10 protein-coding genes are annotated in these 12810 nt (G+C 67.9%); 3 read left to right on the top strand and 7 right to left on the bottom strand.

All coding sequences use genetic code 11. The annotated features are described in order from the left end of the window. Position 1: 1 nt before the first annotated feature. The 4 genes from V9K99_RS34470 to V9K99_RS34455 form a co-directional block, all read right to left on the bottom strand. On the bottom strand, positions 2 to 754 hold the full coding sequence (locus tag V9K99_RS34470; RefSeq protein WP_337009372.1) for an AAA family ATPase: 753 nt from the start codon (positions 752 to 754) through the stop codon (positions 2 to 4). Between the two features lie 121 nt (positions 755 to 875). After that, complete coding sequence (locus V9K99_RS34465; protein ID WP_337009370.1) at positions 876 to 2642, bottom strand: helix-turn-helix domain-containing protein; 1767 nt, start codon at positions 2640 to 2642, stop codon at positions 876 to 878. 17 nt (positions 2643 to 2659) lie between these two features. Next, positions 2660 to 3961 carry an MFS transporter gene (locus tag V9K99_RS34460; RefSeq protein ID WP_337009368.1) on the bottom strand — a complete coding sequence of 434 codons (1302 nt, stop codon included), beginning with the start codon at positions 3959 to 3961 and terminating at the stop codon, positions 2660 to 2662. Between the two features lie 18 nt (positions 3962 to 3979). Then, positions 3980 to 4708 (bottom strand): 3-hydroxybutyrate dehydrogenase, encoded by a 729-nt coding sequence (locus tag V9K99_RS34455; RefSeq protein WP_337009366.1) that lies wholly within the window; start codon positions 4706 to 4708, stop codon positions 3980 to 3982. Between the two features lie 146 nt (positions 4709 to 4854). On the opposite strand from V9K99_RS34455, the gene V9K99_RS34450 reads away from it, so the two are divergent. Further along, positions 4855 to 7116 (top strand): FdhF/YdeP family oxidoreductase, encoded by a 2262-nt coding sequence (locus tag V9K99_RS34450; RefSeq protein WP_337009364.1) that lies wholly within the window; start codon positions 4855 to 4857, stop codon positions 7114 to 7116. On the opposite strand, the gene V9K99_RS34445 is transcribed toward V9K99_RS34450, so the two are convergent. After that, positions 7091 to 8266 carry an MFS transporter gene (locus V9K99_RS34445; RefSeq protein ID WP_337009362.1) on the bottom strand — a complete coding sequence of 392 codons (1176 nt, stop codon included), beginning with the start codon at positions 8264 to 8266 and terminating at the stop codon, positions 7091 to 7093. The genes V9K99_RS34450 and V9K99_RS34445 overlap by 26 nt on opposite strands. Before the next feature lie 112 nt (positions 8267 to 8378). On the opposite strand from V9K99_RS34445, the gene V9K99_RS34440 reads away from it, so the two are divergent. Then, complete coding sequence (locus tag V9K99_RS34440) at positions 8379 to 8933, top strand: CGNR zinc finger domain-containing protein (RefSeq protein WP_337009360.1); 555 nt, start codon at positions 8379 to 8381, stop codon at positions 8931 to 8933. 121 nt (positions 8934 to 9054) lie between these two features. Here the strand turns inward: V9K99_RS34440 and V9K99_RS34435 are convergent, their stop codons facing one another. Together V9K99_RS34435 and V9K99_RS34430 are read right to left on the bottom strand one after the other, a co-directional pair. Beyond that, positions 9055 to 11244: an MMPL family transporter gene (locus V9K99_RS34435; RefSeq protein WP_337009358.1), complete on the bottom strand. Its 2190-nt coding sequence runs from the start codon at positions 11242 to 11244 to the stop codon at positions 9055 to 9057. 241 nt (positions 11245 to 11485) lie between these two features. Further along, a complete protein-coding gene (locus tag V9K99_RS34430; RefSeq protein ID WP_337009356.1) occupies positions 11486 to 12022 on the bottom strand; it encodes a M48 family metallopeptidase in 537 nt (178 codons plus the stop codon). 522 nt (positions 12023 to 12544) lie between these two features. Here V9K99_RS34430 and V9K99_RS34425 point away from each other — a divergent pair. Beyond that, entirely contained in the window at positions 12545 to 12703 is a 159-nt protein-coding gene (locus V9K99_RS34425; RefSeq protein WP_012922897.1) for a DUF5679 domain-containing protein, read from the top strand. Positions 12704 to 12810 lie beyond the last annotated feature (107 nt).

Raw genomic sequence — 12810 nt, 5'->3', positions numbered from 1 at the left:
ATCATCCGGGCGGGGGCTCGTGGGTGTATTGGCCGCTGACAGCTTCGGCGAGCTGGTGGATTGCTTGGCTGATGGGGTGGTTGGGGTAGGCGAAGGCCAGGGGTTCACCGCGATTGATTGAGGCTGGTACGTCGTTGCAGTTCGGCAGACTCAGTGCGGTCGGGGTTCTGAGGAGTTGGTTGACGTCGGCGGGTGTGAGGCCTGCTCGGGGGTCTGACTTGTTCAGGACGATGGAGCGGGTGCTGGCGTCGTACAGGAGGTCCAGGGCGTCGAGGGTGTGGCGCAGGTTCCTCAACGCCGGCCGCTCGGGTGTCGTGACCAGCACCTGTTGGTCCGCCGCGTCCAGCGCCGTGAGCACCATCTGGCTGAAGCGCGCTGGTGTGTCGACCACGATGAAGTCGTAGAGCGCGGGGAGAAGCCTGAGAAGAGCCCTGACCAGGGCGTGCGGCAGATGTGCCGCCTCGCCGGGACCGTCAGGTGCGAGCACGCAGTCCAGGTTCGGCCGGAACGTCGTCATGAGGGCAGCCACGTGGTCGACGGTCACGTCGCCCTCCCACTGCAGGGCATCCCGCAGGCTGCGTTCCGCACGAAGGCCGAGGACGCAGGCGTCGTCGCCGTACTCCAGATCGAGGTCGACGAGGCAGACGCGCCGGGTACCGCGGGCGCACAGGGTGACGGCCAGGTTGGTCGCGACAGTCGTTTTGCCGCAGCCGCCCTTGGTCGCGAAGACCGTGATGATCCGTCCGTTCGCCATGTGGCATCCCCAATGCCTACAGTGCTTCCTCGTCTCAAGCGTGCCTGAGCGCCAGAGCTCGTCACATCGGGTGAACGGAGGACAGAGCGGATCGTGGTGTCGGCCGAACGGCTGACAAGCCTCAGCCGAGTGCGGCCCGCAGACGGAGTGCGACCTGGAGGTCGAGGGCACGGTCGGGCTGTTGCCAACCGTCGCCGAGGAGGGCCGTGATCCGGTCCAGGCGTTGCTGGACGGTGTTGGGGTGGATGTGTAGAGCTGTGGCGGCTCTGGTTGGGCTCTGGCTTGCCGCGAAGTACGCGCGCAGTGTCCCGACCAGATCGGTGCCGCGCTGGTCGTCGTACTCGATCACTGCACCGAGGACGTGTTGCACATGAGCCTGTACGTCGACCTCGGCCGCACCGACCAGACCGGCGACACCCAGGTCGTCCGGCGTCGCGGACTCACCACTGCGGCCGAGCCGCTGCATCGTGGCGACCAGGTGGACCGCCTGTCGGTGTGAGCCGACCAACGAGTCTCCCCATGCGGCCGGGCCTGTCACTCCGATGGTGACTCCGGTGCGCTTGGCTACCTCGGCCAATTCACGAGCAACCGTTGGAGCGTCGGTCCGACTGATCAGGAGCACCAGGTCACCGCCGTACGGACCAGATAGGACCAGCTTGTCTTCCAGTGGCGCCGACAGCCGAGCTCGTACGGCGGAGTGGTCGCCACGGCAGACGGCTACGACCAGGCGATCGTGACGACGGTTCGGAGCGAGCAACCGGAGTCGGTCGGTCAATGCCCTCGGATCAGCGCTGCCACTCAGTACGTCGGACAGGAGGTCGGCCTGTGCGCGTTGGGACTGTTCAGCGGCTTGGCGACGGAAGAGCAGCACCAGGGCGGTGACAACGGCTGCACGCTCGACGATTCGCTGGTCCGCTCCGGACAGGTCGTCGACACCGCCGATCACCAATGCACCCAGGCGCTCGCGTTTCGCGGTCGCGGCCACGACCCAGCAGTTGCCGATGCGCGTCAGCCGGCCGGACTCGGACTCCTGCCACGGTACGGCGGCGCCGTCAGGCGAGCCGGCCACCGCCAGTTCGTTGCCGACCGCATCGACCAGGACGACCCACACGTCCAGGAGCTCGGCCAAAGCGGCGGCGATCGCGTCGACGTCACCGCCGGACAGGACGATGTCGGCGAAGCGGTCGTGGGCGGCAGCCGCGTGCTCGGCCCCGGCGTGGGCCTCGGACAGCTGGTCGAGCGCGGCCTCGGTCTCGGCGGCCGCGCGGACCTGGACGATGGTCACGGCCGCGAGGGCAGCGAGTGAGCCGAGCAGCGACACCTCTTCGCGGCTGAACGGCCAGCGCGTCCGGTTGGAGGCGAACAGTACGCCGACGAAGGCTCCGTCGACGATGAGCGGCGTACCGCAGATGGCGACCAGGCCCTCCTCGCCGACCGCACTGTCGATCGGCGTGGTGTGCCGGAAGCGGCGGTCGGACGGGTAGTCGGCCGTCCAGTACGGCTTGTAGGTCTCGGCGACCAGTCCACCGAGACCTGCACCGAGCGGGAGCCGCAGCTGCTGGAACGCGGCCGACACCGAGCCGTCAGTCGCCCGCATGTAGGTGTCGCCGCGCGCCGGGTCGTACAGGGTCAGATAGGAGACATCCGTCCCGATCAGCGTGCGGGCGCGGTGGACGATGGTGTCGAGTACGCCGCCCGGGTCGCGGGCCGAGGCGAGTTCGCGGGCGACGTCGACCAGGGCGGACAGCTCGGCCTCACGCCGCTTGCTGGCGTCGATACCGGCCCGGATCCGCAGGGCGAGGTCCCGCGCGACGGCGTCCTCGCCCGCCGCCCGGGCCAGCTCACTCCCGGGCGCGTCCTCGGCCAGCAGCCGTAGCAACTCCTCCACGTTCGCGATGATGCCACCTACACGCTGGTCAGGTCCCGACGATGCGTTTCAGAGTACGACGTCACCGCTACGATGGAGATGACCGCGCACGCTGCGACGTACACGGCGATCGCGTAGCCGGAGTCGTACGCCTTGAGCAGGGCCACCGCGATGAACGGGGCCAGACCGCCGGCGATGATCGACGCGAGCTGGTAGCCCACCGAGACACCGGAGTAGCGGACCCGAGTGCCGAACAGCTCGGTGAAGAAGGACGCCTGCGGCCCGTACATCGCACCGTGCAGCACCAGTCCGACCGTCACAGCCAATGTGGCGAGCAGGAAGTTCTTCGTGTCCACCAGGGCGACGAAGATAAAGGCCCAGACACCAACACCGATCGCACCGATCAGGTACACCGGCCGACGACCGATCCGATCGGACAGCGCACCCCACAGCGGGATGGCGCAGAAGTGCACGGCCGCACCGATCAGTACGGCGTTCAGCGCGAACGACTTGCCCAGCCCCAGCTGTTCCTTGGCGTACGTCGCGATGACGATGGTGAAGATGTAGTAGCTGACGTTCTCCGCCATCCGCGCGCCCATGGCCGTTAGCACCTCACGCGGGTACTTGGTGATCACCTCGAGCAGCGGCAGCTTGTCCGTCGGCTGCTGCTTGGCCTGTGCCTCCTTGAACACCGGCGACTCCTCGATCCGCAGCCGCACCCACAGCCCGACCAGCACCAGTACGGCAGACAGCAGGAACGGAATACGCCAACCCCACGAGTTGAACGCGGCGTCCGACTGGAACGCGGCCAGGCCGGCCAGTACGCCGTTGGCGATCAGCTGACCCGCCGGAGCACCAGCCTGCGGCCAGGACGCCCAGAAGCCACGCCGTGCCGGATCACCATGCTCCGACACGATCAGTACGGCGCCACCCCACTCACCACCGAGTGCGAAGCCCTGGATGAGCCGCAGCACGGTCAGCAGGATCGGAGCCAGCGCACCGACCTGTGCGTACGTCGGCAGCAGGCCGATGGCGAACGTCGCGAGCCCCATCATCAGCAGGGACAGCACCAGCAGGTTCTTGCGGCCCAGGCGGTCACCGAAGTGGCCGAACACGACTCCACCGATCGGACGGGCGAAGAACCCGACCGCGAAGGTGGCGAAGCTCAGCAGCGTCCCGGTGAGCTCCTCGCCCTTGGGGAAGAACAGGTCGCCGAACACCACCGACGCGGCCACGCCGTACAGGAAGAAGTCGTACCACTCGACGGTCGTGCCGACGAGACTCGCGCCGACCACCCGGACGATCGGCGTACGGGTCTTGACCGGTTGTGTTGCTGTCATGACGGACTGTCTCCTGAGCTAGTGGGCGGTCCAGCCGCCGTCGAGTACGAACGAGCTTCCCGTGATGGAGGCGGAGGCCGGGCCGCACAGCAGTGCGACCAGCTCTGCCACCTCGTCCGGCTCGATCAGCCGCTTCACTGCGACTGGCTCGAGCATGACCTTCTCCAGCACCTCTGACTCGGACAGGCCGTGGGTGGCCGCCTGATCCGCGAGCTGCGCGGTGACGAGCGGCGTACGGACATAGGCCGGGTTCACGCAGTTGCTGGTCACTCCGTGCGACGCACCCTCCAGTGCGACCACTTTGCTGAGCCCCTCCAGCCCGTGCTTGGCAGACACGTACGCCGCCTTGAACGGACTGGCCCGGAGGCCGTGCACCGAGCTGATGTTGATCACTCGGCCCCATCCTCTGCCGTACATGTGCGGCAGCGTCTGACGGATCAACCGGAACGGCGACTCGAGCATGAGTCGAAGGATGTAGCTGAACCGCTCCGGTGGGAACTGCTCGAGTGGTGCGACCTGCTGGACCCCTGCGTTGTTCACCAGGATGTCCACGTCCTTCGGCAGGTCCGTGAGGCTGTCCAGATCTGCCAGGTCCGCTACCACCGTCTGCACTCCCTCGAGTGCCTCGAGGCCGGCAGCGTCGTAGTCGACGGCAATCACCTGTACGCCGTCAGCCGCCAGGCGCCGGGCGCACGCGGCGCCGATGCCGGACGCAGCTCCGGTGACGAGGGCTCGACGGGTCTCCATGGCCGACGACTGTAGAAATCAGCGTGCCGCCGCACTATGGGCTACAACCACATAACCCGGTGGGGTGCTGTGGCTGCGGGCCCCACTTGTCCACAGTCACGACTATCAAAGCAGCGCGTGATGATAGGTGGACCTATCGTGGAGACATGGTCGATATCGAACAGCCGAAGAAGAAGGCCGCCGGCGTCCCCGCCGTGCTGTCGTCGTTCAAGTTCGGTCTCCGTGAGATGGGCCCGGTCCGGACCGGCAAGGTGTTCTTGAAGATGAACCAGGACGGCGGCTTCGACTGCCCGTCCTGCGCCTGGCCGGATCCCGACCACAAGCGCAAACACGCCGCCGAGTTCTGCGAGAACGGCGCCAAGGCGGTCGCCTGGGAGGCGACCCGCAAGCGGGTGCCGCGCGACTTCTTCGCCACCCACTCGATCGACCAGCTGAACGAGATCTCCGAGTTCGAGCTCGGCAAGCTCGGCCGGATCACCGAGCCGCTGCTACTCCGGGCCGGCGCGACCCACTACGAACCGATCGGCTGGGAGGAGGCGTTCCAGGTCGTCGCGCGACACCTGAAGGGCCTCGCCGACCCGGACGACGCCGTCTTCTACACCTCTGGCCGGACCAGCAACGAGGCCGCGTTCCTCTACCAGCTGTTCGTCCGCGCCTACGGCACCAACAACCTGCCCGACTGCTCGAACATGTGCCACGAGTCCTCCGGTACGGCGCTGTCCCGGGTGATCGGCAGCGGCAAGGGCGCGGTCACCCTGGAGATGCTGGAGGAATCCGAGCTGATCGTGGTCGTCGGCCAGAACCCGGGCACCAACGCGCCCCGGATGCTCAGCCACCTCGAGATCGCGAAGCGGAACGGCGCCGAGATCGTCTCGGTCAACCCGCTGCCCGAGCCCGGCCTGATGAACTTCAAGAACCCGCAACGCCCCAGCGGCTGGGTCGGCAAGGGTACGACGCTGGCCGACCAGCACCTGCAGATCCGGATCGGCGGCGACCAGGCGCTGTTCCTTGCCGTCGGCCACCTTCTGCTCGAGGCCGAGGCGGCCAACCCGGGCACGGTGCTGGACAAGGCCTTCGTCGACTCGCACACCAGCGGCTTCGAGCTCTACGCGAAACACAACGCCGAGCTCGACTGGGCCGCGGTCGAGCTGGCGACCGGACTGCGTCGTACCGAGATCGAGGAGTTCACCCAGCGGTTCATCAAGTCCAAGGCGACGGTGATCTGCTGGGCGATGGGGCTGACCCAGCACCGCGAGGCGGTCGCGACGATCAGCGAGATCGTCAATGTGCTGCTCCTGCAGGGAAACATCGGCAAACCCGGCGCCGGCCCGTGCCCGGTGCGCGGTCACTCGAACGTCCAGGGCGACCGGAGCATGGGGATCTGGGAAAAGATGCCGGACGCCTTCCTGGACCGGCTCGACCACGAGTTCGCGTTCACGTCGCCGCGAGAGCACGGAGTCGACGCGGCCGCGACGGTGAAGCGGTTGCGGGACGGGACGGTTCGGGTGTTCTTCGCGATGGGCGGGAACTTCGCTTCCGCCACGCCTGACACCGAGGTCGTGCATCGCGGGTTGCGGCAGTGCGATCTGACCGTGCAGGTGTCGACGAAGCTGAATCGGTCGCACACCATCACCGGTCGCGAGGCGCTCATCCTGCCGACCCTCGGGCGGACCGATCACGACCACACGGCAGCGGGTCCGCAGTCGGTGACGGTCGAGGACTCGCAGGGTGCGGTCCACCTGTCCACCGGCAACCTGATTCCACCCGGGCCGGAGCTGAAGTCCGAGATCGGGATCATCTGCGGGCTGGCGCGGGCAGTCGTACCTTCGGTCGGAGAGATTCCGTGGGCGGACTTCGCCGACGACTACAGCCTGATCCGGCAGCGGATCGGGCGGGTGGCCGACGGGTACGAGGATTTCGAGGAGCGGTTGCGGGCCAACGAGGGCGGGTTCCTGCTGGCGCACGCGGCCCGGGATCGGCGCGAGTTCCGGACGTCCGACGCGAAGGCGCAGTTCACCGCGAACGACCTGAGCTGGCTGCCGACCGCGCCGGGCCGGCTGTTACTGCAGACGATGCGCAGCCACGACCAGTTCAACACGACGATCTACGGGCTGGAGGATCGCTACCGCGGCGTGCACGGGACCCGCGAGGTGGTCTTCGTGAACCCGGACGACCTGGCCGAGCTCGGGTTGAAGGACGGCGCGTACGTCGACATCGTCAGCGAATTCGAGGGAGTCGAGCGACGGGCCTCGGGGTTCCGGCTCGTCTCGTACCCGACCGCGCGCGGCTGCGTGGCGGCGTACTACCCGGAGACCAACGTGCTCATGTCCGCCGACGACCTGGCCAAGGGCAGCAACACCCCGGTCGCCAAGGGCCTGACCGTCAGATTGGAGCCAGTCGCCTCCTGAACCACGGCTGAAGCACGGCCAGGACGACGGCCACCGCGGCGCTGGAGAGCCACAGACCTTCGGGACCTACCGACTCGAGCAGCCAGGTGACGGTCAGGGGCGCGATCGCGGTCGCGATTCCCCAGCTGAGGCCGAAGACGGCGAGGTAGCGGCCGCGGGCGTGCTCGGGTGCGAGCCCTGAGGCCAGCGTTAGGTAGCGAGTCAGGAGGAACAGGTCGCCCAGGCTCCACAGCACCGTCGCGATCAGGAAGACGGTGAGGCTCTGCGCGAACGCGCAGACCAGCAGACCGACGGCCAGAAGTCCGTAGCCCGCTGCAATGGAGCGGAAGTCGTCGAGGTGCTGCAGGCGGAGCAGGCGCTGGGCGACGATCAAGGTGACCGCCGATACGGCCAGGACGAAGCCGGTGCCTGATTCCGGGAGGCCCTGCTCCAGCAGGGTGAGCGGTAGCCCGATCACCAACTGCATGTAGATGGTGGCGAAGACCGTGCCGCTGGCCAACAGGAGCAGGAGTCTGCGGTCGCGCCACACCGCGACCACGGTGGTCTGTTCGCGCGTTCGTCGTACGTCGGCTGGGAGCGCGCGGGCGACGAGGATGGCACAGGCTGCGCACGTGACCGCGTCGGCGACGAACAGCCAGCGCAGGTCCCAGTGGCTGAGGGCAGCTGCGAGGAGGCCGGCCAGTACGCCAGCGGCAGCCATCGCGGCGCCGAGCAGCCCGTACGCCGTCGGCCGGTCGGCGGGGTCGGTGAGATCGGCGATCGTTGCCTGGCTGGGTGGTTCGTAGATCTCGAACGCCAGGCCGAGCAGCACGGTGGCGATGATCGCGGACCAGAGCTGGCCGGAGACGGCGATCCAGGTCTGCGCGACGGCACAGCCGGTGAGACCGAGGACGATCGTCCGGCGACGGCCGAGCCGGTCTGCCAGCTGGCCGCCGAGCAGCCGGGACGGGATCGTCGCCGCACCGAACAGGGCCAGGATCAGCCCGGTCTCACTCAGCGACGCACCGAACTCGACGGTCAGCACGACCCCGAGGAACGGCAACGTGAACGCCCCGATCCGGTTGATCGCCCGCGCCACCACCAGCACCCACACCGCGCCGGAAAGCCCGGCAACGCCTCGACTGGGGTCACGAGTTGCGGCAGTGGTCACGGGGGTCTCCTCTCGCGTGACTGTCTAAAGCGATATGGTTAGTCACGCGAGATCGACTGTACGGAGAGAGCTTGTGACTGGTCAAGTGTCTTTTGATAGTCACGCACGAAGTGTGCTGGCTGCTGCTGTGGAGTACGTGAACCGGCTGACGCCCGGCTACTCCGGCGGCTCCCCCGTGGCCGCGCCCGCGGACGAGTCAGCTGCCGTGGCGGAGGCGCTGGCCGCGATCGGGTACCCGCAGGCCGCCGTACGCCGTACTGACGCGAGACGGCTCGCGGCTCTCGCGGGACGGATGCGGATCGTGTTCGAAGCGGCCCACACGGGAGACCTCGACCGGGCCGCCGAGGAAGTCAACGCGCTCCTGAAAGACACCCACTCACGGCCTCAGCTCGACCGAGGCAAGGACCGGCCGTGGAGTCTGCACTTCCACGGGCCGGACGACGAATTGGCCAACGGCTGGGCGGCCGGATGCGCGGCCGGCCTCGCCATCGTCCTGGGCAGCGACCTGGCCGGCCGTCTCGGTGTGTGCGCGGCACCGCAGTGCGACCGCGTCTTCGTCGACTCCTCGCGCAACGCTCAGCGCCGCTTCTGCTCCCCCCAATGCCAGAGCCGAGTCAAAGCAGCCACCCACCGAGCCCGCCAGCACCCACCTAGCAACGAATCATGAGAGTGGGGTTGCTGGGTCCTGCCCGCTCCTCTCACCCGACGAAGGACGCTACCCGCGGACATCACCATCCATAGACGTCAGCGCCCCACCGGAGTGGGGCGCTGAGGTCGTACGGGAATTGTCAGCCGACCGGGGTGAGCTCGCGTTCCTCCTCGACCGGGGCAACTGGGGCCGAGTGCTTGGCGGTCTTGCCGCGGAGCCACTTCGGCGCCCACCAGTTCGCGTTGCCCAGCAGGGTCATGAGGCTCGGCAGGACGACCGCCCGGATGATCGTCGCGTCGATCAGGATCGCGACCGCCAGGCCGACACCCAACTGCTTCATGTCCAGCGTGCTCAGGGTGGCAAAGACCGCGAAGACACCGATCATGACGGCCGCCGCGCTGGTCACCACACCCGCGGAGCCGGTGATGCCTTCGGCAACGGCCTGCTTGGTCGGCACGCCGCGAAGCACCGCCTCGCGGATCCGACTGACGACGAACACGTGGTAGTCCATCGACAGACCGAACAACACCACGAAGAGGAACAGCGGCAACCAGGAGACCACCGCACCGTTCGATCTGAAGTCGAGGATGCCTTCAGCCCAGGTGTTCTGGAACACCGCGGTCACCACTCCGTACGCCGCTCCCGCACTCAGCAGGTTCAGGAAGATCGCGGTGACCGCGACCACCACGGACCGGAACGTCACCATCATCACGATCATCGTCAGCAGCAGCACGAACCCGATCACCAGCGGCAGCTTCTCCCGCGTGTGCGCCGCATAGTCGACGTCCGCGGCCACGAAGCCACCGACGGCGTACTCGACTCCCGGTACCTTGCCGACGGTCTCCGGCATCAGTTCGTTGCGGAGCTTCGTCAGCGAATCGCGGGCTTCCTGGCTACCACCCTCGTACGGCGTGGCGACCTCGAGCACCGTGACCGTGCCGTCTTTGGAGACGCGTGGCTCCTCCAACCCGTCCTGTGCGTACAGCTTGTCGCTCTGAGTCCGCTGGACCAGGTCGGCCAGCGCGGCCTTCACCGCCGGCTGCTGGTTGGCCGGAGCGCGTACGGCGACCTCGTGGCTGGTGCCCGTGCTCGGGAACGCCGCGGTGAGCCGGTCGTACGCCTTTATCACCGCGGTGTCGCGCGGCAGATCCTCGGTGCCCGGGAACTTCAGCGTCATCCCCAGCGCCGGCGAGGCGACGGCGAGCAGCGCGGTGACCGAGACCAGCAGGGTGGCAACCGGGTGCTTGAGCGCCGGCTTCAGCATGGCCGGCCAGAAGCGCGGCTTCGACTTGTTCGCCGTCAGCCGCCAGACGAACGGGATCCGCGGCCGGTCCACCCAGCGACCGAGCTTCGCCAGTACGGCGGGGAGCACCGTCAGCGAGCCGACGACGGCCACCGCGACAACCAGGATCGAGCCGACCGCGAAGGACGAGAACACCGCGTCGCGAGCCAGGAACAACCCGGCCATCGAGATGATTACCGCGACACCGGAGACGACGACGGCATGACCCGACGTGGCCGCGGCGATCTCGACCGCGTCGACGTGACCGCGACCCTTGGCGCGTTCCTCCCGTTCACGGCGGAGATAGAAGAGCGAGTAGTCGACGCCGACCGCCATCCCGATCAGCAGGATCACACTGTTCACCGCGTCGACCGCGGGCACCAACTGCGAGGCCGCGGCGGACAGACCGATCGCGGCGGCGACGGCGGACAGCGCGAGCAGCAGCGGCACCGAGGCCGCGATGAGTGCGCCGAACGCGACTAAGAGGATCGCCAGTGTCACCGGCAGGCTGAACATCTCCGCGCGCTTGAAGTCCTTGCCGAGCGTCTCGTCCAGAGCCTTGCCGATGGACAGGCCGCCGACCTCCTCGATCCGGAGGTTCGGATACTGCTGCTGGACCTGGGCGGTGGTGTCGAGCAGCGGCTGTACTCGGTTGTCATCGGTGCCGTCCTTCAGGGTGACCCTGACGATCAGGGCGTCTTTGTTCGGCGAGGGCATCGGCTGAGCGACCTCCGCGACCCCACCGAGGGCGCGCATCCGCTCGATCACGACGCCGGCCGCCTTGGCCGCCTCGGCCTGGTCGAGTGTCCCGGACGGTGCGGTGATCAGCACGCTCTCCACATCCGGGTCGGCGAAGTTGCCGGACTTGACGATGTTGTCGGCCCGGGTCACCTCGCCGATGTCTCCTTCGCCGTCGGACTCCTTGGTGCCCGTTGCGGAGCCGAGTGCGAAACAGGCGATCACGAGGACCACCCACATCGCGATCGCCCGCCACGGATGGGTGGCACTCCAGCGCGCCGCCCGAACCGTGATCTGTCCCCTGGCCATACGTTCCCTACCCCTCTGCGCCACTGCGGCGCCCCACTCAGCGCGCTACCTGGCGAGGCGCTGGCTATGGGTCAAAAGCCTCGCTGGAGGAGGGTGATCGCCACCATGCAGGAAGCCACCGAGTTCACCCTGAGGAAAACCCCACCCCTCCCCTGCGGCTTTCCTCACCCCGGTGGGGGTGGGGCCGGGGCTTACTGCCGCAGCGTGAGCGAGCGGGTGCGGACAGCTCCCAAACGTGGAGCTAGAAATCCTCGAGGTTGAGGGAGGAGGCTGCCGAGATGCCCTCCAGATAGCCTTCGGCGCGCTCGGCCTTGGGGTAGCGGTGGACCAGCGCCCAGAAGGCCGCGTTGTGGGCCGGCTCGATCAGGTGAGCCAGCTCGTGGATGAGGACGTAGTCCACCACCCAGGCGGGCATCGACTGCAGACGAGTCGACAACCGGATCGATCGGTCCGCCGGAGTGCACGATCCCCACCGTCTGTTTTGGTTCGAAACCCACCTGACTGACGCAGGTTCGGGCACTTCGGGGAGGTGGCGACACGCGAGTTCGTGTGCTCTGGCCAACAATTTTTCGTCCGACACGCGGGAGCGGCTGCGCTGCTTCTCCAGCCGCGCCAGCATGGTCTCGACCCAGCGCGCCTCCTCGGCGGCCGACAGCCGGTCGGGCATCAGCACGACCACCCGCTCGCCGTCGCGGTAGGCGCTGACGGTCCGCTTGCGCCGCTTGCTGCGACGGATATCCACATACGGCGGGATCGGGCGCGGTGGAGAGTCGGCCATGGCTCAGAAATGTACCCCCCGAATCCGACAACTTTCTTCCGTCCACATCCTGTGCATCGACGTTTCCGCAGGTCAGACGCCGAATCTTGGGCCTGCTGACTCCGGTTGTTCACATCCTGTTCCCCCACCCGTCCACAGTGCCCGGCGGCGCGTCCCACAGGTTGCACACAGGGTTATCCACAGGGGTGGACAACAGGCCCTTGCCTGCGCCGCCCGCGCCTCCTAGCGTCGAGGTCAGCAGGCTCCCGGATCGCCTCCGGGGCCGTTCGGAGGGGAAGCCGAGCGGTTCCGAAGGCGGACTCCCGGGAGCCTGCTCTGTGCTGCCGGACAGTTCGGAAAAGGCTTTCCTCGGGGGGATCGAGCGGCGCGCGGGCCAGGAGGTGCGCTTGAGCGTGCGCCTGGCTGCCGTAGGGTGAATCCCGACTGGGCCGAACGGCCTACGGCAGGACGGTCTGCCGTTAGCATCCACGACAACCTGGGGCGAGATCCCGGGCTGGTATTCAGAGCAAGGAGAGGGCCCTCATGGCAGAGACCTGGAGCGGCGAGTTCTACTGCGTCAAGTGCAAGGCCAAGCGCACCGCCGACGGCGAGGTCAAGGTCAACGACAAGGGCACGCGCATGGCCAAGGCCAAGTGCCCCGAGTGCGGTACGAACCTGAACCGGATCCTCGGCAAGGCCTGACGCACCAAGTCGTAGGGGCGGGGGGGGGCCCCCCCCCCCCGCCCGCCCGCCCCCCCCGAGGGCACCGGCCGCGGTGCCCCGGACGCGTAACCCGGACGTGCCCGGGC

It is taken from the genome of Kribbella sp. CCNWLW201 (assembly GCF_037203805.1).
In the GTDB taxonomy this organism is placed as follows: Bacteria; Actinomycetota; Actinomycetes; order Propionibacteriales; family Kribbellaceae; genus Kribbella.
This window is presented reverse-complemented; position numbering and strand designations above follow the sequence as displayed.

Bases quoted from the DNA above. Each gene is read 5' to 3' on its own strand.
- V9K99_RS34430 (WP_337009356.1), bottom strand. From the start codon at position 12,022: ATGGCCGACTCTCCACCGCGCCCGATCCCGCCGTATGTGGATATCCGT.
- V9K99_RS34460 (WP_337009368.1), bottom strand. From the start codon at position 3,961: ATGACAGCAACACAACCGGTCAAGACCCGTACGCCGATCGTCCGGGTG.
- V9K99_RS34425 (WP_012922897.1), top strand. From the start codon at position 12,545: ATGGCAGAGACCTGGAGCGGCGAGTTCTACTGCGTCAAGTGCAAGGCC.
- V9K99_RS34450 (WP_337009364.1), top strand. From the start codon at position 4,855: ATGGTCGATATCGAACAGCCGAAGAAGAAGGCCGCCGGCGTCCCCGCC.
- V9K99_RS34435 (WP_337009358.1), bottom strand. From the start codon at position 11,244: ATGGCCAGGGGACAGATCACGGTTCGGGCGGCGCGCTGGAGTGCCACC.
- V9K99_RS34470 (WP_337009372.1), bottom strand. From the start codon at position 754: ATGGCGAACGGACGGATCATCACGGTCTTCGCGACCAAGGGCGGCTGC.
- V9K99_RS34455 (WP_337009366.1), bottom strand. From the start codon at position 4,708: ATGGAGACCCGTCGAGCCCTCGTCACCGGAGCTGCGTCCGGCATCGGC.